A 23,154-nucleotide genomic window follows, 5' to 3' on the forward strand; every position below is an offset into this window, starting at 1 on the left:
ATGTCGAAGTCAAACGCGGGCTACCTGCATCAGTCTTCAAGGGCATCGCAACCCGTGAGCCAGTACCCTCGTGCGTTGCTCATGACAGGGTTGGGCAGGGTCATCACCTCGCACTCGGGCAGGTGAGCCCGCAAGGCCGCTTCATAAAAGCGAGCCCCGCCGCCGGCCAGAAACACGCGCTGCAGGTTGCTGCGTCGCAGACCGATACGGGTCATGAAGACGCCGATTTCCTCGCTGGCCAGCAAGGGCACTCGTTCCATGTGCCGAGTCATGTCGATCACCTTGTACCCAAGGTTGATCTTTCCGGTCTCCAGCCCGCGCTCCACCTGGTCAAACTCAAGTGAGCCTGTGCCGTGGTCGAAGCCGACTTGCTGGCTGACCTCTCTGAGGATGCTCGATACACCGCCGTCGTAGCTTCCGCTGAGCTTGATCTCGGGCTTCATGCCTGCGCTCACCAGCCAGTCGAGCGTCCGGTAGCCGGGGTCAACCACCATCGACAGGACATTGCTCTTGAACACTGAATCGGACGATGGAAGATCCTGCGCGGCCAGGCGCATGGCACCGTACGGCTGGGGCACCACGATGCACTGCTTGACGGACACATGAACCGTCTTGGCGCCGGCACTTGCTTGCAGGAATTTCGGCACCGGGATTTCTCGCGTTTGTTGGCCGATCTCCTTGAGCCGATCCTTTTGCGCGGTGAACCCGGACACTGGCAGGCCAAGCACCAGCACGTCGATGACTTTGAACACTGCACGCGATTCACGCATGGCGAAATGGATCGCAGCCCGCAGCAGAACCTCGTGCAAGTCGGTGTTGATGTAGTCGGGCTGGATCACCCGACCGACCACTCCCGAGGTGGCCATGGGGCCGGCATAGTAGCGGCGCCCCTCGATCTCAATCAGCACGCGGTCGGGATTGTGTCCAAAGCCCGCGGCGTCCTCATCGACGACAGCCGAAGGTGCGATCGAGGGGAAGACCAGCTCGGTCCATCTGCTGCGCAGGGCCTTGTCCAGGCCGTGGCCACACACCATCTTGGTGTTGCCGTAGCCGACATCGACGGCGAGAACTGAGGGGGTCGTTGCTTTTGTCATTCGATTCTTGTCCTGGGTGAGGGCGCGGTTAGAGGAATGCGTCGAGGTTGTTTTTGAATCGCCTCTTGAGCGTGGCCTGGTCAATAGGCTGGTCTTCTTGGTCCACTTCCAAGGGCTTGAGGGGGGCGAGGCCCGGCAATGGAGTCGATGGCAGCACGAGCGAAGGCTTTGAGGACTCCGTGCTTCCGGCCCCGCCACCAAGGCGGTGCTTCTCGCAGGCCTTGCCAATCAACTGTGTGATGTGCAAATCCCTCTTGACCTGCGACATTGGCAGCAACTCGGCGATGAGTTCTTTCAGGGCTGGGTTTGCTTCGGCGATCGTGAATCGGATAGCTTTTGCCCTGGAGGTGCTGAACTCCTTGCGCTCCATCGCGAGGAACCACCGAGGCAAGGTACCTGCTTCAGATGCGAACTGGACCAGAGCACTCAGGGCTCTACTTGCCTGCGACTCGTTGGCCAACGCATTCAAGCGCTCGTTGACCTCGATCAGCTCGTGTTGCGACGGATGCATGATGAAACGCATCCTCACCAGAACACCTCGCTCACATGGGGAGGGCGCTGGGTGCACTGCGATGCCTTGGCATCAATCTCGGAATATTTCCGGGCTCGTGCCAATTTCTGGCACCAGACTGGAATATTTCCGATCTCGTGCCAATTTTTGGCACCAGCCCGGAATTCTTTCGACTTTTCCATGCCGGCAAGTCTGGGTTCTGCGTGAAATGAGGTCGGAACGAATGCATGACCACACTTGACCGCATTCGCCTTGCCCAGAACAACGTCTGGGATGTAGAGTCCAACCCACGCGGGCGCAATGCCCGCCCAGATCACCAACGCCTCACTTGAGGAATAGATCTGATGCACCGCCTGGTGCCCATACCCTGCCAAGAATTGGTCCGGCCTTTGGGTCGAGACCATTTTTTTGTAGCTGCAATCGCGGCGCAGGGGTAGCTCGCTCTTATAGGTCTGTATGGCCGAGGAACCCAGAGTGTCCTTTTTGGCACATGAATTCCCATGGAGATCAATGGTTTAGCTGCGAAAAGCGGAGGCCAGAAAGCACACAGAATGAAATTCCGTGTGTAAGGAAGCTGCTCACGAGGCAGTGAAAGGGACAGGAATGAGCCGGATATGGGGGTTAGTCGCCCTGGTTTGTCTGATGCGCGAGCAGTCGCGAGTAGGGCATTGGTGATCCGGGACTGTGGTGGCTGTAGCGGCTGTGACAGGGTGATTGGTGGATATGAATGAGGGGTTGCACGCCTCTCAGACCGGCCGACTGGCTGGGACGTGCACGCCTGGGGGAACGTCAATTCCCTACGCTGGGTGAAGGAGCTATTTGCTCGCATCCAGTCACCTGTAGCCGCGAGGCGCGGGGGCTATCTGAGGTTGGACACACTCAGGTAGTTGAAGCATAGATTCGTTTAAGTCTCGTGTCTGCGAAGGTTGTGCCGATCGGTTGACGCTGCGAACGTGGTGGAAGCTGATGGGTGGTGGTTGTCGGCCTGGGCATTGGGAGTGGCGTGCGCCGCGGCCCCTTGGGGGGTGGTGACGTCGTTGCACCTCGAAAGAGCGGGCATTGGGCAAGTTGGCCTTGGAGAGTCAAGGGAGCCGAAAGGAACAAGCAGATGGATGGAGCCAAGACGAAGGCGCTGATTGCCTCAATGGAAGCCGTGTGCGAGTCGCACGGGCGAGTGCGCTTGAATGGGGCGATGGCGTCGGAAAGGACGTACCGGATCCAGATGGAGGTGATGAAGAACTTTGCGCGAACGCTGCACGATGCTGGGTTCATGCTTGAGGACTGCCGCAACCTGGGTGCAAAGCACGTCGATGCGGTCTTCGATGCCTGGGTAGCGAAGGGGAACGAGGCCAAGACGCTCCAGAATCAGAAATCCCGGGTGAAGCAGTTCTTGAGGTGGCTGGTCAAGCCCGAGCTGGTGAACTACGTCGCGCAGATCGAGAAGCGCTACCCCGAGCAGTGGCCTGAAGGCTTCAAGGTTCGGACGATTGCTGACAGGTCGAAATCGGAGCGCGGCGTAGACGTTGATGTGAACGAGCTGATCCGGAGGGCATTGAGGAACGACAGTCGCCACGGGGCCATGCTGATGATGGAGCGTGCCTTCGGGCTGCGCAGGAAAGAGGTGATGCTGTCCAAGCTGTGGAAGGCGGACAAGGGCGATCGGCTGGAGCTGATTGGCTCTGTGACCAAGAATGGACGCCCCCGGGTCATTGAGCTAGAGCCGGGTGAGTACGGGCGAAAACAGAGGGAGTACCTGGACTACGCCAAGTCGCTGATCAAGAGGACGGAATCACTGGCCTGGCCGGACCTGACGCTCAAGCAGGCAGAGCGCCGGTACTACGGGTGCAATGATCAGATAGGCTTGACCAAGAGTGTTCTCGGAATCACGGGGCACAGCCTACGGGCAGGGTTCGCAGAGGACCTGATGCTTTTGGCCGGCCTGCTGCCGGCGTCGTTGGGCGGGACGAAGGAAATGAGCGACAAGGAGGTCAGGCGGCGGCAAAAGCTCAAGACCTCAGAGGCGCTGGGTCACAGTCGGCTTGTGATCACCCATGCGTACTATGGCCAGGATCAAAGGCTTGCGAAGGCAGGGGAACTGCTGGGGTACAAGTTTGGCCCCCCGATCGTTGGCCATGGGATAGATGGGCGCGTGGTTCTGTGGGTGTCGGAAAGGCCTGAGCCCGCGGATGATGTGCTCGGGCAATACCGGCTACCTGGAGAGAAGGCTGAATTGGCGGTGGTGACGGCGCAGTTTCTGAGGGGCGACGTGGAGACCGACAGGATGAGCGTCAGCCAGTTTCTGCAAGCGCATGAGGGCGCGGCGGCGGAACTGGAGATGCGGTTGAACTTGCTGGGGCTGACGCTCATTGATGAAGAGGGCAGGAGCGCATAAGCCTGAGTTGTAGAACGTGATCAGCTCTTGGGCGAGTTCTTCCCTGAAGAACTGGTGGCTTTGAAGCCCATGGCAACGCCCTGATCGAGTGTGTTGGCAAGGAAGTCGTCACGGCAGGAGAGCATCGGCTCCTTCGTCGCCCGGATGACCAGCCCCTGAAATACCCGTCTTGCCAATCGCCGGGCCTCGAATCGATCTTTGCTGGAGATAGGTGACTGCAGCGCACGACCATGGATGAATGCGCTTCGCAGGTTGAACAGTCGGTAGTATGTTTCACCTTCGCTGCATGCGCCCAGAAGGCCGCTCACCCGTGAGGTCATGCGAATGGTTGCCCCCTTTCCTTTGTGCGAGGTGCGCATCTTGGGGGGAAAAAAATCGGTCTCGGTCCCAAGCGCTGCCTCGATCATCGTGAGGTGGGCCAGGAACTCGTCGATGCCGTCGGAGAGAAAGGCGCGGACCATGAAGTGCGCCACAGGCGTTTCAAACAATGGGGATGAGAGCGATTCCTGAAGCCGCTCCCAGGCGGATTCGCTCAGCAAGTCTGGCAACTGAGCAATGCCGTCTTTCAGTGGCAGCTCCATCGGGGCATCCCATTCGGCGACATCGCCAAAGGGTGTGTGTCCTCCATGTAACAGCCAACTCAAGCTACGTGCAGACTGTGGGAGAGGGGGGCGGACAAACAGATCGTCGCAGTAGGAGTACACCCATGGGAGGGTGAACCCGCGCCATCCGAACTCGGGCATCTCGATCCAGTCCTCCCATGGCGCTAGTAGGAGGAAAAGTAGCGCATTTTCAACAGGGGCGGGAAGATGGCTTGAGTGGGGCTCAATCCGCGCAGGATCTCTTTCGTTGAGTATGGTTTCGATGACAAGCTCTGTTCGGGAATACAGATCCTGCTTCAAGGCAACAGTCTTGCGAACCACCAGCCACTGGAATTGCGAAAGTTCGTGAAGGCTCGGAAGTGCTTGAGCATGGTGGCGTTTCAGACGCTCCCAGTTGAACAACTGCCCAAGTTCTTCGCTGCTGAAGCGCTTCATCTCGGTCGTTCCGAACTTCAGCGGTGGCAGTTTGGAGGCACGATCCAGCGGACAAAGATGAGTCCAGGTTGTGGTGTTGGCATGGAATGCCCGGTGAAGCTCGTGTGCTGCGTGCTCGGGACTTGTTTCCCCATGGGCCTCTTTTGTGAGGCAAGGCATGCCCAATGAGCGAAGGGCATGGTACAGAGCGAACTTCATGGGTTGAACCCAGTTCTCATTCGGATAGCTGGGCTGGCAAGCTTTTAGGAGTCGGACATACGACGGCTCCTTGAACAGCTCGGAAGGCTCAAGTGGGCGTAGCCGCCACAGATCAGTGCATGCCGAAACTATGGATTCAGGGGCTTCAGATGCATGCGCAGAATCCATCTCAGGCATGTTCCAGGATAGGTTCTTCGGGCTGCCCAAGCAGCGATGATGCAGGGATGCCCAGCGTCAGCAGTCGTCGGGCCATGTGGATGGTCAGGGCGCGTTTTCCGCTGAGCACCTCGTAGACACGATTTTTGGGGCCGATGTAGGGAACCATGTCGGCGACCGATAGGCCGCGTTGCTCCATGTGGAACTTGATGGCATCGACGGGATTGGGTGGGGCGACGGGGTAGTGCTTGCGTTCGTAGGCCTCGATGAGCGTGAGCAAGGCCTCGAAGTAGGCGCCTTCCTCCGATGCCGGGTCAGGCTCCACTGGGGCATCGAAGATCGCTTCCACTGCCTTGAGTGCAGCACGATAGTCCGCCTCGGTGCGGATGGGATGCAGTTTGAGCTTCATGATGGATCCTCCACCGATTGAACGTCGATCAGGTCGTACTCTGCGTGCGTGCCCACGAACTTGATGTAGACGGCGCCGAACAGGTAGGCCACTGCCACCACCAGGCGATAGTCATTGCCCTTGATGTTGAACACCACACGCCGGCCGGGCAAGATGCTCGCGCTTCGGAACTGGGACTTGATCTGTGCTGGGGTAGTCCAGTTGGCAGCACTGACCGCATCGACCCATGCTTCCAGCGGCTTGCGTGCATCAGGGTGGGACTCCCAGTAGGCGCGGAGCGTGCTGACGGCGATGATGCGCATAGGGTGATTTTAGTCCCAATTTGGGATCACGCAAGTGATGTTGACTACTTCCCCACCGAAAAGCTCGGGAACACCCAAGTAGACAGGGTGGAGTTGGAGACATTCTGCGACTCTGCCTGCGGCGCCTCGAAGGCGAGTGCTGCCCGAGCGATGTTGATGGCATCCCGCACGTCGTCAGCATTCGTTCCTACCTCCACCACATTCACCAGGCGCTCAAGCGCCTCCCAAACCGCCTTGGGTTTGGAGCCCGCGATGCCATGGAATGCACCACAAGTTTCCCTCACACGGTCAGCCTCCGCGTTCCACTCAGCAACGCGGCTCGGCCCCCAGTTCAAGGGGAGCGGGTTGCGCTGGGCGAAATGAGCGTCGGGACGCACATAGAGCATGAGGGCATCCGTGTAGCCCGACTGGTCGAGCACAGTGTAGGCCTGGAACGGATAGCAGCCACGGCAGTCCGTTGCGACCACTGGCACGTCGCCCAGGCCTTGGTCAATGTACGCCTGGAGCTGCTTGTGCAGCTCGGCAATCGTGATGGTGTTCAGTTCGATGGCCATTCGGTGCTCTCTTCGACTCTGGTTCGTTTTGGGTTGTGATACCCCCATACTGAATTACCTTGAACTGGATTCAAGCTCGATCGGAGATCAGGTGCAAACCTTGGCGGTGTCCGCCCGGGCTTCATCCGCCGCCTGCTTCAGAACCTTGAAATGGGTCACCGTGGTCTGCGCTGTGCCCTTGAAGACGTCGTGGCCCTTGACCTTGAAAGTGGCCTGTAGAGAGCGACCGACACCGTCTTCACGGATCGCTGCGGGACAAGCGCTTGTCTTCCACAAGAGCACGTTTCCCACATCGTCCCGCATGAGCACCAGGTCCGAAGGGCCGTAGTAGGTCTCGATCCGAATGACACGCTCGATCTTCACGGTCGCGGTCATCTTCTGGCCAGGTGTACCCACATGGACACTTGGAGGGCTGGGCTCAGCCTTCACCGCCTCCGTGCGGTTGAACTGCGGCACGGCCGCGGCGGCGACAGCAAGGTGTTTGCTGTCCAGCTTCAGGTAGCCACCCTGCACAAGCAGCTTCAGGTTGTGGTCGAAGTCCGACTGGACAGGCTTGGCCTCCACCCATGCGCGAATGGCCTGGGCGCGTGCGTAGTGGTTTTCGAACTGTTCTTTGTATCTGCGCCGGAACTCGTAGTCCTCGCGCTCAACGCCATCGATGAGAGACGATGCCCAACTCCATGTGGGCTGCGCCCCAGTATCGCGGGACTTGACGCTGGAGACGAAGCCGTAATTCGCGGTCAGGAACGACACGATGGCCAGAAAGAGATTTGTGTCCACAGCGTTCCCCCGCCCGCTGCTCCCGAAGGACTCCAGATCGCCATCTGAAAAGCTTGCCAGCGTGGACATGCGGGCCAGGAAGAGGGCGGCTGCAGGGTCTATGCCCGTGAAGTCCTTGAGGCAGCCCTTGCCAACCTGCATGTAGGCACCGCTCTCATGTTCGCGTAGGACGTAGCTCTCCAGGCGCCGACGCTGTTTGCGGCAGTGGTCGCAGTGGATGTCGTGCTCGACCCGATCCCGCAGCGCCTGCGCGTCCTCTGGATTGCCGGTTGCGCAGAAGCTCATGTTGCCGCCGTCCAGCGCCTCCAGTTTGCCCACTACCTGCCAGTTCCCCAACTTGATGATGGGGTACTGGATGTGGATGTGATTGAGGATGACCAGCCTCGCAATGCGGTCTTGGTCGCCGTCCCGCGCCGGCACGAGGAAGTAGCGCACTTTCTCCCCGTCTTCATCGACGGCCTCGGACTTGAGCCTGTATCGCACAGACGTAGTGCCCAGGATCTTGATGGGCTCCAGGCCGAACTTTGCCGCCTTCTTGTTCAGGGCGGCGAGGTGCTTGTGAAAGGCCTCCATCTGGGAAGGCTCGACCTTGACGATCGCATCGTCGAGGGGCTGTGAGTCGATCTGGAGCCGATGTGTTGTGGCCTGCATGAACTCATGCTACGGGCTTGAGAAGGGGGTTCAAGCTCGAAAAATTGGCCTATCAACTTCCTGGCAACCGATTCGCTCCGAACCAATCCCGGATGTCTGCGTACTCTGCGTTGAGCCCGATGACTTCCAGAGAAATGGCGCGCAGCAGCGTGACATCTAAGTAGGGCACCGAGATATTGCATCCCTCGATCAGGCGGCAGAGCAGGTCGTCAACGTCCATGTTGAAATGCACTCGGCAGGCCAGCGGGCGCGAGTCGTAGATGCTGCACTCACCGTCCTCCAGGAACGGACAAGGTTCGCCCGTGTAGCGGGGTTGTATCCCTTCGGCCTGGGTTCGCGCTACCTCTTGCAGTGACTGGGCAGCAAGGGGCTCCATCATCTGTTGGCCAGTCTCACGGGCGATCTGGGCGGCCTCGGGCCTGGATACCATCACATCGATGTGGCAACAGTGCGAGCATCCACGCCGGCATGCCGCATTTGCACTGGCCACGTTCTCTGCCGCGGCCGACATCTTGCGTAGCCAGAAAACCCGCTTGGCTGTACTGAGGCTCTGCTTGGCCTGTCTGCCCAGGCGCATGATGTCGTGCAGCGGCAGCTTGATGTTGGTGGCCGTCGAAGCGATGATGGCATCCATCTGACTCACACGTTCGCGCACGCGCTTCATGTGTTCATGGTCGGTGGACGAGATCATCGCGGTGTGTCCGAAACGCGATCCAGAAGGGCCGGTGCAGAGGCGAGATCCATGTTGGCCAACACGAAGAAACCCAACGGCATGAGTCGCTGTGGAGAATTGCCCACTGCGTTGTAGAAGACACCCCGCTTGGGCTTGAAAAAGCCGTGTGGAACCCGCTCGTCATTCCCCAGCCACATGCGTGCCCGCAAGTCGATGATGTGTCCGTCTGGCATCAGTATCCAGTGGTGACATGGGATTGTTCCTGCACCTTCAACCGACAAGCTCCCAACCATGCACCGATGCTCGATGCTGTCGCGCTCAAGAACGGCCGACATCACCTTTGTCATCCCGTCGCATTCAAGGGGAAGGTCATCGAAAGCCAAGGCCCCATGAGCGAGTTGGAAATGCATGCCTAAGACACCTTGCTACTGAGCTTTGAGGAGGTTCGAAGGATTCTGCAGAACTTGTCGTAGTGCATGAAGCAAGAAACGGCAGTTCCCAGCACAAGGACTGCAGAAACCAGTGTAACCAGCACCTTGAAATACGGCAGAAGCATGATTTCAAGCGTCAGGAAGCCAGTCGCCTCGGGTGTGTATGCCAAGACTTCGGAAGTCACCATCCCGAAGAAGGCAAGGGTCATCAGAAAATAGATGGTCAACAGCGCTGCGAATTTTATCTTTGGCATTTCAGGCTTTCTTGGTGTGTTCAGGTGTTGGGCCACGGTTGAGGCTGCCAGGCGACCAGCTTGGGTTCGAGGTGTTTGAGCTGGTACTTGCAGGATTCGATCTAACGCCTGAACTCATCCACGAGTTCGCGGAACGCCTTGGTCCACTCAGGCTCATGGAGTTGATCAGCGCGGATTGGGCTGCATGTGGTCGATGTTCCGGGCGATGTTTCGGTAGTCCTCCAGCAACAGGGCATCCCCAGTGTCGGGGAAGGCCAAGCGACGGGTGAAGGCCAGCAGCTCACTGTAGGTAGGCAATGCTGCATTGCTGGTGTGCGCGTCGGCGACTGCTACGGCTTCGATTTGGGATTCGTTCGCGAAGTGGTTGGGCATGATTTCGAGCCTTGTTCGTTTGTAGAAACCATCATCCCGCCAGCGGACCATATTTCAAGTTCGAAAAGCACGATCTACCAGTTGAATTCCTGGTCGTAACCGAAGTAGGTACGCAGGTGTTCGGCCCAAAGGATGTGGATGTGGCCCTGATCGTTCTTGAGCCGGACGAAGGGCGGGTTCGCGATCGGGTGCATCGACTCCACTTTGTAGATCTGGCCTGCAGTGAAGGTGATTTCGCCGCCATCCTCCATCACCATGACGCAACGGTAAGTAATCGCCCGGCCGGACTGGAGCGACCAGACGAGGTGGTCACCCGTCCTGCTTGTTGAGGTCTGGGAATTCATCCCGGATCTTGCGTGCCACTGTTGGAAGGATCGACAGCCATTCGGCCCCGGTGCGATCTATGGCCTCGGCAAGGGTGTAGTCCATGCTTTTCAGCCAGTCGGCGCGGTTGAGCACCAGGGCGACCGCCACCTTTTCGCCTGTGGACTGGACCGCCCAGGCGTCACGCCCGCCGCGGGCAGCGTCTCGGGCCTTGGTCAGCAGGTGATTGAGTTCGTAGATGTTCATTATTTTCTCACGCAGATGGGCCGTACCTTTTCAACTTGAAACGCTGTACCCACAGGCCTCGCACTTGAGCACGTTGATGATTCGGCCGGGACCACCGGGTGACTCGGTGAATCCAGCCGTATCGCCAGGAAAGTCTGGGCTGCCAGCGTTGTAAGTCTGGTCCATGGCGATGCCGTTGCGCATGCGACCGCCGCACTTGACGCATAGGCGAACCTGCCTCACCAGGCACTCGCGCTCTTCCCAGGAATCGAGCACCAGGGGCTTACCAGGCATTGCCGTACGGTGGACATTCCCCGAGTCTCTGTCGATCAGTTCGAAGGCGATTTGAGGATCGTTCATGTCACTGATGACTTCTTGAGCACCGTAGCCTCCGTGGCTGCGGGCAGGCGTCTGGGTGACGGCATTGGGTGCTGAGAGTTGAGGGATCTGATCGGAGACCGCGCTCACCGGCCAGCGTTCAAGCGCCGTATGGAAAATCGGGTCCATCCACACATCCTCGTCCTCAATGGCGCCTTGGTTTGCCAGGTAGTTGGCCAACCACTCCATGGCCTCGGACGTGTTCTCGCCGATGTGGTTGGTGGGTGCATCCGTCATCTGCTCCAGGATCTTGTTGGCCTGGGCGAGGGAAACCCTTGCCAGCGACAGCGCCAGAGCATGAACGACACGGCATTGGTCGTGAGCTTGCTTGGCATCGCCTTTGAGCGTGTTCGACTCCTGGATCAGGAAAGGGGAAAGGGCGCCATCGATCATGGAGTGCTCCCAGGCCTTTGGTTGACCATCCTCCATCCCGCTTTGCCAGTTGCTTGGCCCTTTGCCTGGTAGGCAATCCGACCTTGCTTCCTGAGCGCCTGGAGCCGGCCGTCGATGATGCGCCATTCATCGCGTGAAGTCAGCAAGGCGAGACGTGCCGCCTCCAAGACAACAGGGCGATGGTAGAGCGGCTTGTAGCCGTTCTCGATAGCCTTCAGGATCAGAATGTCGATAGCTTCGTACATGATGAATTCGCCATAGCAAGGCGATGCACCGGTGCAAGTTCAACCGGTAGCTGCATCCTTACCTGTCGATGGCTTCCCTTGTTCCTTGTCTGCTGCTTGTGCATTTGAGGTGGCGAGCATTGAGGTGAGGCCCTCGGCAATGTCTTCGAGGATGTTGCGCTGATCGCTGGCATCCTGATAGATGGCAGCATCGGCCATCTGCGCATACCGTTGTGCCACATCCAACCACCTCTGCAGGTTGCTCGCGGCAGCGCCAGCCTTGAACGCCCTTTGCGCAAGCTCTTCCAGGCTGCTCTCGCTGATGGGTTGTGTCGTCACCCGTCCGTAGCTGCGGTTGACGAAGACCAGATGGTTCTCTTTCGCCCACTGAGATAGGGTGCTGCGGGCCGTTTCCAACGGATTGGCTGGACCGGTCGTGCCACCGATCTGGGGTGTAGGGTTGTCCTGCATTGATGACCTTGGTTGGGGTATTCCCAGTCTGATCCTGAGGCGGGCGATTTCAACTCCCAATGCGGGATAAAAATCCCGGTCTTTGGAAGGCGGCGGACGGACCGCTCAAATATGGGCGCTCGAAAGCAGGGGAGAAAGAGGCGGAATTCAGGTCGGGTTGCACCGAGCGAGCAGAAACGGGCGCTAGGATTGGTTCGAGCAACCTGACACCTGACCGATGGGTGAAAGCTGCTTCTCGGGGACGACAAAGGGCATGGCGCCTGGAAAGCGGATCATGGCGTAGCCTTCGACCCGGGCCATGACGCGCACCTTTTTGCTCCGGCTCGGGCACTTGGACAAGCTTGCCCTTTTCAACCCGAACAGCGATCCGTGTGAACATGGCAAAGTCACTATTGGCCACTAGGTGCTCCTTGCAGCGTCGATGATCACTCGGGCTGAGCCCTGTATGCCCGCTGGCGCATACAGCGCCCACTTGTTCGTCTTGCCGTCTTTGCAGGCCCCATGCTTGCGTTCGAAATCGTCTGGCTCGCAGTGGAAGATGTTTTGGTCCAGCCAATTCAGGCGCTCTCGATCCGCCCTGAGGCGAGCGAATCCTTCTTGGAGGCGTTCCACCTGAGCCACGAGCGCAAGCTCGCGTTCGGCCGACATGCCCAGCAGCCGGGCTTGTTCTGCGACCTCGGCTTCCAGTTCTTCAATTCTGGGGTTTTGCATTCAACCTCCATCGGCGATGGTTGCGCCAGAAGACGATCGAAAGGGCAATGGCCATCGGCAGCATCCCCCAGGTCTTTGAAAGAACGATCCACACGAACCAAAGAGCCTGGCCACTGAGCCCCAGAAGCCAGGCTCGTGGATGGTTGTTACCCACCAGAATGTTCATCCAGATAGTGATGGCCGACAGCACCCACGGCAGGAGTTCTACCATGGGAATCACGCTGGCCCCGCCCACTGAGTCGGACTGTCTTCGAGTTCGCCGCACACTTCCATGCCGCTGGTGATCTCCCATTCGCCGGCCAGATCTGGCGGGGCGAGGTTCAGACCTTGGGAGAAGTCGCACAGTGGATTGGGCACCTGGACAATCATGCCATTCTGGAATGTGTAGGCCTTGCCCAACCCACGCCAGCTCACGGGCCGGAACCAGTAGGCGTTGTTCCCTTTGAGGGTATTGAGAACATCGAGAAGGGAAAAGGTCGTTTCAGATGCTGCTGATTTCTTCGCCTGGGCAAGCTGGAGTTCAGATCTGAGCAGCGCAAGATCCTGACGGCAACCTTGGGCGGTTGCCGAGTCGTAAGGGACGGCCAGCAGCTTCAGATCGGGATTGAGCAGCGCATCGAGGCGGTCAAGCGCATCGCCGATGTAGGAGTTCAGTTTCAACGTGTTCATGTGCCTGTTCCGTGAAGTCTCAGGCCACCAACTGCTCCGCGAGATCGTTGCCTGCCCGCGTGAGCCAACAATGGCCATTGCGGCTGTGCTTGATAACGCCCAGTGTCACCAGGCGCTTGAACGTGTTGGGGCCGTTTTCATTGCCTGCCTCGTGTCGCAGAAAGCGGTGCTCTGCGTACCCGTAGTGGATTTCGTGCTTCTTCGGGCTGGTTTTGGGGTAATCCTTGTTCCAGGCGGCGAAGGCACGAACCATGGACAGATCGGCGTCGGTCAGTTCCACGGTGATGGTGAGGTTGGTGGTGGTCATTGGGGTGTTTTCCTCGAATGGATGCGCGGCCTCGAACTCTCTTGCCGTGGTATCAGCTTCCTCTACGGGGGCAGCTTTGCAACTTGCTACACGCGCCCTGCGAGCCATAGCAATGAGGAAGATGGCAAGGACAACACCGAGTGCAGAACAGATCCCTGTAGCGATCCATGTGTACTGCCAACCTCCAGCCCAAAGTGCCAGTGCCGCCAATGCAGGAGGACCAGAGAACTGGCCCACCGAGTTCATTTGCTGCATCCAGCCAACCGTGGTCGATACTGTCTCCCGTGAAGGGGCCAGGATTACGCACAAGCCGAAAAGCGTGCCGGCCACCAACCCCCCGAAGATGGAGAAGACCAATACGCCCACATACTGGAGCGCGGGATGCCCGATCAGGCCGAACGCGAGCAGCGCACCCAACCCCATGCCGACAAAGCCCGGGACCATTGCATATGCAGGAAATGAAAGACGCGCTGCCACGCGACCAGCACAGATGCTCCCGATCACGTTGATACCGACTGCAAACGAACTGAGCGCACCGACAGCCCAGGGCTGCAGGCCAGCATCGCGGTAGATGGTGGGCAGAAAGCCGACCACAGCCAGCCATTGGCCCGAGTAGAGCAAGAAGCTCACCGCCACCAGCCAAGGCCCCGGCGAACTGAGGGTCAGCTTCACGCGATCGAAATACCCCGTGGATTGGTGAGCGGGCTGTCCAGGTGGAATGAGCCACTGCAAGAACACGGCGCACAGGGCGGTCATGCTCCCGAGCAGCAACCAGTAAAAGTGCCAGTCCAGGGTATTGACGAACCAGCCTCCAATGAGCATCGCCAGAGCCACGCCTGCGGGCATGTAGGTGCCCCACAAGCCCATCGATCTCATGAGGTTGCGCGAGTCAGTCTCGACCTGGCGGATCAGAGCAGGGGCGGGCAACACGGACAGAAGAAAGCCCAGGCCTTCGCCCAGGCGGCTGAAGAGCAGTTGTGCGATGCTCGGTGATGCCGCGCCCACAAAGCTCGACAGAGAGAGGATGACAAGGCCGAGCAGCATCACCTGCCGCGGACCGTGCCGATCAGCCAGAAGGCCTATGCACAGACCCAGCACCATGCCCGCAGCTTGGACTGTGGAAAGGAGCCATCCTGCCTGTATGAGGGTCAGCCCCATCTGCTCCTGCAATACGGGGATGGTCACCGGAAGCTTGCCCACGTGCATCGCGCACACGATGCCGATCAGGACCACGAAGATGGCGTCGGGGATTCGGCCAATCTTCTGTTGAAGTGGGTGAAGGGAGTGGCCAGGCGCGGATTCGCTGGCGTCCTTTGAGTCTTGTGAGAGATTCGCGGTGATCAAGGCAAGCCCGTTGTGAGTCACTGGCGAAAGCAGCCAGCATCAGCAATCAGGCTATGGCGAGGAACACTCTTTTCAAGATCGAAAGGGGACGCTGCGCTGGCGACTATCTGTCGCGTGGGCACCCTGTAAATGAAAGAAAGAGCCCGGCCACCGGGCTCTCGGTAGGAAAGAAGGCTGTCTGTTCTACGCGGCAGCAAGCCTCTTTGCCGCTTCGCGCTTGCCAATACCCCGTACCGCTGCGATGCTTTGAAGCTGAGCCGCCCTCGGCGCCGCCTTGCCGGATTCCCACCTGGCCACAGAGAGCGCAGAACAGCCAAGAAGTTTGGCCATCTCGGCTTGTGAGAGGTCGAGCTTTTCACGAAGCGCGGCAAACTGGGCTGGGCCGAATGCGCGTGGGCGCCGGACTTTCTCGACCGAGTCTTCATGCACCGGAGCTACTTTCTCTACCACCTTACCCTGCGCTTTGAGCTGGCCTCGAAGATCCTTGACCTCACGCTTGAGGGCAGCGATTTCGGAACGATGGGAGTGCGCCGCCTTTTTCAAGGGCTCAAGTTCCGACTTCAGGAGCTTGCGGGAAAGGCGTGTGATCTCGGACTTTAGAACGTCGTTCAGTGTGCTCATGCGGCGCATCGTAAAGCACATAAGTGGAAATCACCAAATCCATCGAATATGACAAGGCCCACGAAGCGCGTGCCTCGTGGGCCAGATTCTTTATCATTTCTGAGGGAAAGTGGTCGTCTTTTACTCCGGGGGAGATCGGTTTCTCGGGCGCTCGGCGTTGTGGTCCACAGAACAATAACCTGGCGCATAGACCGATAGCGCAGGCACTCGGAATCCCTCGCGCAGGCCTGCGAGGGGGCGGTTCATCGCACGCGCCAAGCAGGCGGCCAGGCCGCCAAACAAGACACAACCCGGAACAGATCTCCGGCCGGCGATGCCTTGCTCAATTGGACGATGAATGCGATGCATGCACCCAGCTTACGACCGAAGCTGCGTGAATCAACTTCAGAATGACGTGCTGGATACGTCGTCTCTTATGGCACGCGCCTGTCCTCGAAGCACGCTGCACAGCCAAAAAAAACCCGACACCTTGAGGGAGTCGGGCTGAGACTGCCGGCGAATAAGGGAGGGAGAAAGTTGCCGGCAGGGAATCAATACTAGCAGGTCCTGCTGGGTATGGATGCTGCAATTTGTGCTTCTACTGGGTTTTGGTCTGAGCTTCAGCTTCTACCTTTGGCCTTGGAGATGAAAACAGGAAGGATAGCGCCCATCCTGCAAGCATCGCGGTGATCAGAAATAGTGGAGATAGCAGCCAGTCCTTGACCGCAGCACCCTGGAAGACGTTTATAAAGATGCGCGGAAAACCCCGTTCTTCAGGGCGGGGATCCACGCTCTCATAGTCGAAATCGTCATCGATACTTCCGTTGACGAGTATCACGCCATCGTCGTAGTAAGGCGCGTCGGGGCCGTCTTCCGGCCAGAAGCTCAGGTCGTTGGAAAAGCGCTTGATCTCAGCGCCGGTGCATTTTGCTGCCATGGTCAAACCTCGGCTTTCAGCTTTGGACAGCTTCCGCCACTTTTCCAGCCCACGAAGCGAAGCTGGAGAGGTACAAGCGCTCCTGTTTTCCACGTTGCTCATAGAGCACTCCAGGCTCTTGCGGCGGAGGTTCCGGTGAAAGCTAGGTTTCGGGCCGATGCTCGTCGCCGATGGCGATCACAGTTCGTTGGGTGCGGCCAGCGCCGCGGTTGACGTAGGTCTTGCCGACCTGGATGTCTTGTGGTTTCATGGATGAAGTCTATTTGACGTGGGAGGGGCTTCAAGCTGGAAGGTTGCCGTACCTCTTGCGCAGACCGAGCGCCCATATCTGAGCGCTTGAATCGTGATCGATATTGAGCGTTTCTCGCGATTGAGATTGGCATCGAGAGAATCAAACGGGATACTGAAGTCTGTCTGCTTGGTGCGATAGTGGGGAGATTCGTTCGCTATTCAGAAGAGGCCGGGCTGCCTTTCAGTCTCAGTAGTTGGCTGGCGATCGGCGGTTTGAGACTTCGCTGTGTTTTTGCTGGCGGCGGGCCGGCACTTTGTGTCGATGAAGTGCGCGGCACCATCGATCACGACTATCTTGCGGTTGACTCGAACCACCAGGCCGCGTCGGTCCCCGCGCTCCAAGCTGCCATCTTCCCAGGCATCGACCTGTTTGAGGTACGAGTAAGTCGTGCCATCCCAGTCTTCGAGTGGCCTGTATGTCCATCCTTCGCACGAGGCAAAGTCCTTCGAGAACATCTGCCCGTCGTTGATGTAGTTGATACCGTTGTGCTCGAATGCCTGAACCGAGGCGATGCCATCGCTCGATTCGCAGAGCTTGCCTGCGCAGCAATGTTTCTCCCAGACGCTTCGGCTCACTTCGAGCACCGGCATGTGGTCCGAATAGCTGTCCATGAAGAAGCTGCTTCGGTGCAGGTAAAAATACGATGACACGTGGTTTGCACCCTGCATCAGCACAATGCTGCCAACCCCTTCGATATGTACACCGCAGTCTGAACCAGTCGGGATGGTTCTCCGCTTGTACTCGACGCCAGGGATCATCGACATGTAGGTGCTCGCCTCCACCAAGTGGGCCTGCAACTGGCTGCATTCTTGTTCGTTGTCCCAGATGGACGCACCGTGCATTGCCCAGCGGTGCTCGTCGAATCCATTTCTTCGACTTGACACCTCATTATCGGCGGACTCGATGCCTTTGGTGAAGGCAGATCGTAGCGGCTCGGGTAGTTTGGAAATTTCCCCTATAGCCTGAGCGATCCGGGCGCCGTACTCTGCGCACGTGTACTCAGGCTCCAGCCAAGTACCAATCGGAGACACCTGAAGGACAGGCGCGAGGACGGGGGCGAATAAATGAGGTTGCATGCGGGATGACAAAGCGAAGCCAACTGCCAGCTTCGCATGTGTACCGTCCAGTGCAATCTGGAAGGAATTCCGATTCAGGTGCCATTCGTTTGGGCTTTTGTCCATGCCATGAGGTTGCCCGTAGTGATGATTCAGCATCGAGTCCATGAAGTTCGGTGCCCAATGTCCAGTCAGCAGCAGCACTCCCTTGTGCAAATCGCTGGGGAACAAGTCCAGCGCGATCTACAAGAGTTCAATCCGGTCCACTGGCAGGTGTTGCTAAAGCGAGCCAAGGACGGGGGAATAGAGCCGACGTGCCTATGCCGCGGGTCGGGTCGGCCGCTTCCGATGCACATTGCTCGGCGTGGACGCACCTATGTGCTCAAGAAGATGCCCATGGGAGGAGACCAACATCATCCAGCGTGCCTGTCCTACGGTACGGTGGCCGGGCTGGGCAGGGGGAAAGAGTCCACTGAAGCCTTGCAGAAGGGCAGTGATGGCAGACTGGACATAAAGCTGGACGTTCCCTTGACGACCGTCATCAGCTCGAATGCAGGTTCCAGACGAGATCGGGTTGCCAGTGAGGGCACCACTTCACGCAACGCCGTCACTGTGCTTGGCTTGCTGCATGTCCTGTGGGAGAAAGCGGGCCTGAATCGATGGGAGCCTTTGAATGGAGCACCACCTGTTCGCCGTCTGACAGCCGTCTACCAGAAACTCGATGAAGAGCTGCAGGACATTACCTTTGGCCGTATCTCAGGGGAGCAGTTGATCTTCGTCCCTGACACTCGAATTGATCCGGCGGACTTGCGCTCCAAGCACGATGCGCTGCATGAGCAGAATCGCTTGCTATGCGGATATTTCGGTTCTGATTTGCGTCCCGTCCTCTTCGTCATCGGTGAGCTTCGAAGCGCCTTCCAAAGCCGATATGGGGTGGGACTCAGGCTCAAGGGTCTGGGCGACGACGCCACGATCTGGATGGGTGAGAAACCTGCGCAAGCACTCCACGGCCAGATCACTACGGCCGTCAACCGCATGGGCCGTCTCCAGGGGCACACGATGGTCCTGGCTGGAGTTCAGTTCAGCCCAAAGGGGTCCCTGAACTGGAACGTGGGCGCCTTGATGAGCACGTCGGACGTCTTCATTCCCGTGGAAAGCTCCTACGAGGCACTGGTAGCCGATCGCCTGGTGCTGCAGGGTAGATCCTTCGAGAAACCCCTTCGATTCACCAGCGAGGACACCGTGCACCCCGACTTCATCTTGAGGGACGCACAAGATCCGGTCTACATGGAGGTCTTTGGAATGGACTCGCCAAAGTACCTTCAGTGCAAGCGCGACAAACTGGCCGACTACGCAAGTAGGGGAAGGGCACTATGGTGCTGGGATGCCGCCTCTGGGTCCAAGATGCCAGGGTTTCCCAAGAAGGGCGTGCATTTGGGCACCTTTTGATGCCACCCCAAGACCCTCTCTACTGAAAATCGAGGTTCACATATCGCCTGTTGGCGGAAGTTGTCTCAGCGAGCTTTGCTCGCACTCGAATCAACCCATTTGGGGGCTTTCTCATGCGCGATGCGGTATGAGAAAGCCTCTTGGCTTGCACCTTTCTCATTTCCCCTGGCTTCAGGGAACTTCAAGAAAGGATAGGTTATGAAAGTCAAAACCTCCAGCCTCTCGGGGATGGCTCTGAATTGGGCGGTGACGCTCATCGAATTGGAGCGCCAAGAGCAAGTGGGCGAGCACGTCAAGGGGTGGTTGGCGAACGATATTCGCGCCGGCAGATGCATCTACCCCTACAGCACAGACTGGTTGTGGGGCGGGCCGATCATCGATCGAATGAAATTCGAATTCAAGTTCAACAAATCAGACCAGCTATTCCGGGTCTTGGACAACAAACGCCATTGTTGGAGAGGTGAAACTCACCTCATCGCAGCCATGCGCGCTTACCTTGCCTCAGTGAAAGGTGACGAGATCGAGTTCCCAATGGCCGCGAAGTGTTTCGCATCATGAACGGACAACTTCTGATCGGTCGGGCGAAGTTCAACTACCCGCCCGAGTTCGTGAACTTGCCCGACCACACCGCTCATGCGGGACAGATCGTGCAGATCCTGCGAGCCTGTACCGCAGATGAGGCCGATGGCCCCGAACAGGGCGAAGAACAGCTTTATCTCGTACGAGCTGACGACGGCTGGCAAGGGCTGGCCTTTGCCAGTGAGTTGGAAATCGCTTCTGACGGCTGATCTCCATAAAAGGCCCCCAGGGGGGCTTCAAAGGCCCCCAGGGGGGCTTCCTTCTGAGCGCTCAAATTTGGGCGGCAGGAGCAAGCCTCTGGCTTTGTTCTTCAACAACCACCCGCATAGGGGATAGAAGGAACTCAATGAGCGACCAGAAGACCTTTGAAGCCGCAGTGGCCTACGTGTCTGCCTACGGGCTGATGATGGCAGCGATGAAGAACGGGATCAACGTGCATGGCGCCATGGGCCAGATGATCGCTGCCGAGGATGGCCTGCGCGAACAACTCTTGCCGCAGCGTCTGGATCTGCCCGAGCATCGTACACAGCACTGGTACGACCAGGCATGGAAACACGGAGCTGTCCAGCACAAGACCCATGCAGGCGACGACCTCCAGGCCATCAGCTTCACACCAGATTCATTCGAGTCGTTCTGCATGGAACTGAATTCGAATGAAGTAGGCACAGGCACCGCGGGGTATCCCAGGCTGACCGAACCCAGCTTCGTGGTGGATGACGTGAAGCTCTGGGATGAGCAGAGCGTTCAAGCGTACGTCGATGCCGTCCGCAGGCATCGTTCAGCCACATCACTGGAGATGGACGAAGCCGTCGCCGCGGGAGATGGGACGCTTCACGGCGCCATCGACCACTGGCAAACTCAAGCGATCATGGCCGAACCTGTGATCACACTGATTGCTGATGAGGCCATCGTGGCGCTTCAGGAAGTGCCGATAGTGGGACAGATCTTCGACCAGCAGCACTCGGACCACCACACCCAGGCCATCAAGTCGCTGCAGGAATCGAAGATCAAGGGCATCGAGTGCGGGACCCTCACTCCCAAACCGGATACCTGGCTTCGTTCTGGGTCACTGGTCTACCGGCTGACCGATGAACTTCGTCCTCAAAACTGCGATGAGGTCAATGTGACGATGGCCGGCGGATCGCGTCATGAACCAGAGCGTCGAGAGGATCTCGCCAGGAAGATTCAGGCGTACCTGAACACTTCGGAGAAGTTTGCTTCTCACTCTTGAAACCACACCAATGCCAGCCCTTCGGGGCAGGCTTTCCTCTGCGCACTACGTGTCCAGTGGAAAGCCAATCCGGCGACTCCTTTCAAAACAACCGGGCTCCCGGAACGAAAGGAAAAATGGAAGCAATGACTGTACGCAAGACTGCGACCATCGAGCGCTATCACATGTATGGGACGCGTCACCACGCCCTGAAGATCACGTACAGGGGGTACACCCGGCACGAAGTCATAGACCACGGTGAAGACTCGATCGTTTTGCTCCTGAATGTCGCTCGCGTCCGTGGATACACCCACGCAAAGTTCGTCGGTGACTGGGCTCGCCGCACGAAGCCCAAGAACGGGGCTCTGTGAGCAACTGAGCAAACACCCTGCGGCCAACTACCGCCAGCACCCTCGTGGGCTGCTGCAAGCGATTCCAACGCTTGCGACAGCCTATCCGGCTACTCCTTTCTGTAACTACTGCACGCGCAGGAACGAAAGGACACTATGACCAAATCGATCAGCGACGACGACATCTGCAGCGACTGCGGTCACTGCCGATACTCTCCGGGGAACAACTCAGGGTGCAACAAGGGCTTCCCCGGCGAAACCGACGACGATGGCTACGTAGTCGCCTGCTGGGACTTCGCCAAGCAGGAAGGCTGGGGCCAGAACATCGTAGGGGGCGCATGATGGCACACGTCGTCACGCTCAAGCTTGTGATTGATGAGGGCGACGAAGACCGGATCTATGACGGCCTGGCCGCGATCATGGACAAGGCCCTGGAAGAACCCGGGGACGATGATGGCAGATGGATCGTGGACTGGAAGATCGATGAGGTCGCTCCCGCCAACGACACCATCAACGACTCCATCGCCAACGACACCTATGCCGAGGGCGATGCCTTTGCTGACCAGGTGCGTGACAAGGCACAGTTGTTGGCCGAATTCAACAAGAGTGCCAAGCAATGACCGCGGAAAAGATCAGGCGCCTCAAATGCGCGTGCTGCGGCGGCGAAGCAGGTCACTGGCAGCAGTGGCACAACCAGGACACCGGTTGGGGGCTGTGCCGCACTTGTGCCGATTGGATCATGTCTCAGCCGAGCACACGGACATACCACAACGAACTGGCCTCACCGCTGCAGTTCTGCCGCACCTACGGTCTTCCTGGTAAGAACTACGAACCGCGGTATCAGCGCCACTGCGGTCTGGATTTCGCGATAGTGGCCAGCTTCCCGAACAGGGTGAAGGGAACCAGCGACGCAAACGAGTTCATGGCGCTCTTCAGGGGAACTTCGGTGCTCGGAATATTCGGTGACCAGATCATCCTGGCGATGAAAGATGACATTGGCCGCAAGCCCGTTGAACCCGAATCCCAGGCCTGAGCCTTCGAACCACATACAGAGCCCCTTCGGGGGCTTTCTCATGCCTGCTGTTCACCGGCATGAGAAAGCCTTTGGGCCTCCCTTTCTCAACCCCCGCTTTTGCGGAAATTTGGAAAGGAAAACCCATGAATGCTCATGCACAGCAAAAGCCCGAGGCAGGTGAGTTCTGGCTCGCCCGGTTCGTGTTTGATGAAGGCGATGACTACAAGATCCGGCCTGTGCTGGTTCTGGAGTCTTCACCATTTGGGACCAAGGTCGCATTTTGCGGCACACAGAAGATCGATGAAACATCGTCCCGCAAGGACGTGTTGCTCGATGAAGAAGAGGCGCGTCTGGTTGGCCTTCTCAAGGCCACTCGGATCTGCTTCGGCAATCGCCGCGTGATCTCAAGCGGCGACATGCTCAGGAAGCTTGGCGAGCTTGGCTCTCCCGGTCAACGTCTGAGCACCCTGAAGTTCAGGGAAATGGCCCAGGCAGTTCAAGCCGCTGGAGCCCTGTAAAAGCCAGTCCCACTCACCTCTTGGTGAGTGGGGTTCACATACTTGAAGGGTGCTACATGAGAAAGAAGCTACTGGCCACGATCATCGGGTCACTCGGATGCAGCAAGCATTCGAACGAAGTCATGCTCGGCGCCGAGGTCGCCGATCCGTTCTGGCTATGGATGAAACGTAAGCGTGGCCTCAAGGCCCTTGTTGTGAGGTTGTCAGGGGCACGGCAGCATGTGTCCATATGCAAGACAGTGGACATACCCCTGAGTGGAACGGACCGAAGGTTGAGCGCACCCTTGGC

The 23,154-nt window shown here is 58.3% G+C and carries 33 protein-coding genes; 9 read left to right on the forward strand and 24 right to left on the reverse strand.

Annotated features, from left to right (window positions below; genetic code table 11):
- Positions 1 to 29: 29 nt before the first annotated feature.
- The 3 genes from L0977_RS12595 to L0977_RS12605 are packed head-to-tail and all read right to left on the reverse strand — an operon-like array spanning position 30 to position 2,009.
- Positions 30 to 1,094: a ParM/StbA family protein gene (locus L0977_RS12595; RefSeq protein WP_234265202.1), complete on the reverse strand. Its 1,065-nt coding sequence runs from the start codon at positions 1,092 to 1,094 to the stop codon at positions 30 to 32.
- A gap of 28 nt (positions 1,095 to 1,122) precedes the next feature.
- On the reverse strand, positions 1,123 to 1,617 hold the full coding sequence (locus tag L0977_RS12600; RefSeq protein WP_234265203.1) for a hypothetical protein: 495 nt from the start codon (positions 1,615 to 1,617) through the stop codon (positions 1,123 to 1,125).
- A gap of 2 nt (positions 1,618 to 1,619) precedes the next feature.
- A complete protein-coding gene (locus L0977_RS12605) occupies positions 1,620 to 2,009 on the reverse strand; it encodes a hypothetical protein (protein WP_234265204.1) in 390 nt (129 codons plus the stop codon).
- A 704-nt stretch (positions 2,010 to 2,713) separates the two neighbouring features.
- Here L0977_RS12605 and L0977_RS12610 point away from each other — a divergent pair.
- The gene (locus L0977_RS12610; RefSeq protein ID WP_234265205.1) at positions 2,714 to 3,997 is read left to right on the forward strand and encodes a phage integrase N-terminal domain-containing protein; all 1,284 of its coding nucleotides are present in this window, start codon (positions 2,714 to 2,716) and stop codon (positions 3,995 to 3,997) included.
- 20 nt (positions 3,998 to 4,017) lie between these two features.
- On the opposite strand, the gene L0977_RS12615 is transcribed toward L0977_RS12610, so the two are convergent.
- The 21 genes from L0977_RS12615 to L0977_RS12715 all read right to left on the reverse strand — a co-directional run bounded on the left by L0977_RS12615 (position 4,018) and on the right by L0977_RS12715 (position 17,948).
- Positions 4,018 to 5,232, reverse strand: a complete 1,215-nt coding sequence (locus L0977_RS12615) for a hypothetical protein (RefSeq protein ID WP_234265206.1) — start codon at positions 5,230 to 5,232, stop codon at positions 4,018 to 4,020.
- A 169-nt stretch (positions 5,233 to 5,401) separates the two neighbouring features.
- Entirely contained in the window at positions 5,402 to 5,797 is a 396-nt protein-coding gene (locus L0977_RS12620; RefSeq protein WP_234265207.1) for a helix-turn-helix domain-containing protein, read from the reverse strand.
- Positions 5,794 to 6,099 (reverse strand): type II toxin-antitoxin system HigB family toxin, encoded by a 306-nt coding sequence (locus tag L0977_RS12625; RefSeq protein ID WP_234265208.1) that lies wholly within the window; start codon positions 6,097 to 6,099, stop codon positions 5,794 to 5,796. The genes L0977_RS12620 and L0977_RS12625 overlap by 4 nt, the downstream gene beginning before the upstream one ends.
- Positions 6,100 to 6,143: 44 nt before the next feature.
- A complete protein-coding gene (locus L0977_RS12630) occupies positions 6,144 to 6,653 on the reverse strand; it encodes a hypothetical protein (protein ID WP_234265209.1) in 510 nt (169 codons plus the stop codon).
- Positions 6,654 to 6,740: 87 nt separating this feature from the next.
- Entirely contained in the window at positions 6,741 to 8,084 is a 1,344-nt protein-coding gene (locus L0977_RS12635; protein WP_234265210.1) for a hypothetical protein, read from the reverse strand.
- 52 nt (positions 8,085 to 8,136) lie between these two features.
- The gene (locus L0977_RS12640) at positions 8,137 to 8,775 is read right to left on the reverse strand and encodes a YkgJ family cysteine cluster protein (RefSeq protein ID WP_234265211.1); all 639 of its coding nucleotides are present in this window, start codon (positions 8,773 to 8,775) and stop codon (positions 8,137 to 8,139) included.
- Positions 8,772 to 9,167 (reverse strand): hypothetical protein, encoded by a 396-nt coding sequence (locus L0977_RS12645; protein ID WP_234265212.1) that lies wholly within the window; start codon positions 9,165 to 9,167, stop codon positions 8,772 to 8,774. Before L0977_RS12645 ends, L0977_RS12640 begins: the two co-directional genes overlap by 4 nt.
- 2 nt (positions 9,168 to 9,169) lie before the next feature.
- Complete coding sequence (locus L0977_RS12650) at positions 9,170 to 9,478, reverse strand: hypothetical protein (protein WP_234265213.1); 309 nt, start codon at positions 9,476 to 9,478, stop codon at positions 9,170 to 9,172.
- 129 nt (positions 9,479 to 9,607) lie between these two features.
- A complete protein-coding gene (locus L0977_RS12655) occupies positions 9,608 to 9,814 on the reverse strand; it encodes a hypothetical protein (protein WP_234265214.1) in 207 nt (68 codons plus the stop codon).
- Between the two features lie 74 nt (positions 9,815 to 9,888).
- Positions 9,889 to 10,071: a hypothetical protein gene (locus L0977_RS12660; RefSeq protein WP_234265215.1), complete on the reverse strand. Its 183-nt coding sequence runs from the start codon at positions 10,069 to 10,071 to the stop codon at positions 9,889 to 9,891.
- A 52-nt stretch (positions 10,072 to 10,123) separates the two neighbouring features.
- Positions 10,124 to 10,384 carry a hypothetical protein gene (locus L0977_RS12665; protein WP_234265216.1) on the reverse strand — a complete coding sequence of 87 codons (261 nt, stop codon included), beginning with the start codon at positions 10,382 to 10,384 and terminating at the stop codon, positions 10,124 to 10,126.
- 30 nt (positions 10,385 to 10,414) lie between these two features.
- Positions 10,415 to 11,134: a hypothetical protein gene (locus L0977_RS12670; protein WP_234265217.1), complete on the reverse strand. Its 720-nt coding sequence runs from the start codon at positions 11,132 to 11,134 to the stop codon at positions 10,415 to 10,417.
- Entirely contained in the window at positions 11,131 to 11,379 is a 249-nt protein-coding gene (locus L0977_RS12675; RefSeq protein ID WP_234265218.1) for a hypothetical protein, read from the reverse strand. Before L0977_RS12675 ends, L0977_RS12670 begins: the two co-directional genes overlap by 4 nt.
- A gap of 39 nt (positions 11,380 to 11,418) precedes the next feature.
- On the reverse strand, positions 11,419 to 11,829 hold the full coding sequence (locus L0977_RS12680; RefSeq protein ID WP_234265219.1) for a hypothetical protein: 411 nt from the start codon (positions 11,827 to 11,829) through the stop codon (positions 11,419 to 11,421).
- Positions 11,830 to 12,228: 399 nt separating this feature from the next.
- Positions 12,229 to 12,540, reverse strand: a complete 312-nt coding sequence (locus L0977_RS12685; RefSeq protein ID WP_234265220.1) for a hypothetical protein — start codon at positions 12,538 to 12,540, stop codon at positions 12,229 to 12,231.
- On the reverse strand, positions 12,521 to 12,751 hold the full coding sequence (locus tag L0977_RS12690) for a hypothetical protein (RefSeq protein ID WP_234265221.1): 231 nt from the start codon (positions 12,749 to 12,751) through the stop codon (positions 12,521 to 12,523). The genes L0977_RS12685 and L0977_RS12690 overlap by 20 nt, the downstream gene beginning before the upstream one ends.
- A gap of 5 nt (positions 12,752 to 12,756) precedes the next feature.
- Positions 12,757 to 13,209, reverse strand: a complete 453-nt coding sequence (locus L0977_RS12695; protein ID WP_234265222.1) for a hypothetical protein — start codon at positions 13,207 to 13,209, stop codon at positions 12,757 to 12,759.
- 19 nt (positions 13,210 to 13,228) lie between these two features.
- Positions 13,229 to 14,860, reverse strand: a complete 1,632-nt coding sequence (locus tag L0977_RS12700) for an MFS transporter (protein WP_234265223.1) — start codon at positions 14,858 to 14,860, stop codon at positions 13,229 to 13,231.
- Between the two features lie 183 nt (positions 14,861 to 15,043).
- The gene (locus tag L0977_RS12705) at positions 15,044 to 15,481 is read right to left on the reverse strand and encodes a helix-turn-helix domain-containing protein (protein WP_234265224.1); all 438 of its coding nucleotides are present in this window, start codon (positions 15,479 to 15,481) and stop codon (positions 15,044 to 15,046) included.
- A 577-nt stretch (positions 15,482 to 16,058) separates the two neighbouring features.
- On the reverse strand, positions 16,059 to 16,499 hold the full coding sequence (locus L0977_RS12710) for a hypothetical protein (RefSeq protein ID WP_234265225.1): 441 nt from the start codon (positions 16,497 to 16,499) through the stop codon (positions 16,059 to 16,061).
- 348 nt (positions 16,500 to 16,847) lie between these two features.
- The gene (locus L0977_RS12715) at positions 16,848 to 17,948 is read right to left on the reverse strand and encodes a hypothetical protein (protein WP_234265237.1); all 1,101 of its coding nucleotides are present in this window, start codon (positions 17,946 to 17,948) and stop codon (positions 16,848 to 16,850) included.
- Between L0977_RS12715 and L0977_RS12720 the strand changes: the two genes are divergently transcribed.
- The 8 genes from L0977_RS12720 (at position 17,928) to L0977_RS12755 (ending at position 22,865) form a co-directional block, all read left to right on the forward strand.
- Entirely contained in the window at positions 17,928 to 19,193 is a 1,266-nt protein-coding gene (locus tag L0977_RS12720; RefSeq protein WP_234265226.1) for a DUF1173 family protein, read from the forward strand. The genes L0977_RS12715 and L0977_RS12720 overlap by 21 nt on opposite strands.
- Before the next feature lie 198 nt (positions 19,194 to 19,391).
- On the forward strand, positions 19,392 to 19,751 hold the full coding sequence (locus L0977_RS12725; protein ID WP_234265227.1) for a phage protein NinX family protein: 360 nt from the start codon (positions 19,392 to 19,394) through the stop codon (positions 19,749 to 19,751).
- Complete coding sequence (locus L0977_RS12730; protein WP_234265228.1) at positions 19,748 to 19,981, forward strand: hypothetical protein; 234 nt, start codon at positions 19,748 to 19,750, stop codon at positions 19,979 to 19,981. Before L0977_RS12725 ends, L0977_RS12730 begins: the two co-directional genes overlap by 4 nt.
- A 137-nt stretch (positions 19,982 to 20,118) precedes the next feature.
- The gene (locus L0977_RS12735) at positions 20,119 to 21,003 is read left to right on the forward strand and encodes a hypothetical protein (protein ID WP_234265229.1); all 885 of its coding nucleotides are present in this window, start codon (positions 20,119 to 20,121) and stop codon (positions 21,001 to 21,003) included.
- Positions 21,004 to 21,488: 485 nt separating this feature from the next.
- Entirely contained in the window at positions 21,489 to 21,674 is a 186-nt protein-coding gene (locus L0977_RS12740) for a hypothetical protein (RefSeq protein WP_234265230.1), read from the forward strand.
- Positions 21,674 to 21,952 (forward strand): hypothetical protein, encoded by a 279-nt coding sequence (locus L0977_RS12745; protein WP_234265231.1) that lies wholly within the window; start codon positions 21,674 to 21,676, stop codon positions 21,950 to 21,952. Before L0977_RS12740 ends, L0977_RS12745 begins: the two co-directional genes overlap by 1 nt.
- Positions 21,949 to 22,365 carry a hypothetical protein gene (locus tag L0977_RS12750; protein ID WP_234265232.1) on the forward strand — a complete coding sequence of 139 codons (417 nt, stop codon included), beginning with the start codon at positions 21,949 to 21,951 and terminating at the stop codon, positions 22,363 to 22,365. Before L0977_RS12745 ends, L0977_RS12750 begins: the two co-directional genes overlap by 4 nt.
- Before the next feature lie 125 nt (positions 22,366 to 22,490).
- Positions 22,491 to 22,865, forward strand: a complete 375-nt coding sequence (locus tag L0977_RS12755; RefSeq protein ID WP_234265233.1) for a hypothetical protein — start codon at positions 22,491 to 22,493, stop codon at positions 22,863 to 22,865.
- The last annotated feature ends 289 nt before the right edge of the window (positions 22,866 to 23,154 follow it).

The organism is Hydrogenophaga sp. NFH-34, from assembly GCF_021401345.1.
GTDB classification, from domain to species: domain Bacteria; phylum Pseudomonadota; class Gammaproteobacteria; order Burkholderiales; family Burkholderiaceae_C; genus Hydrogenophaga; species Hydrogenophaga electricum.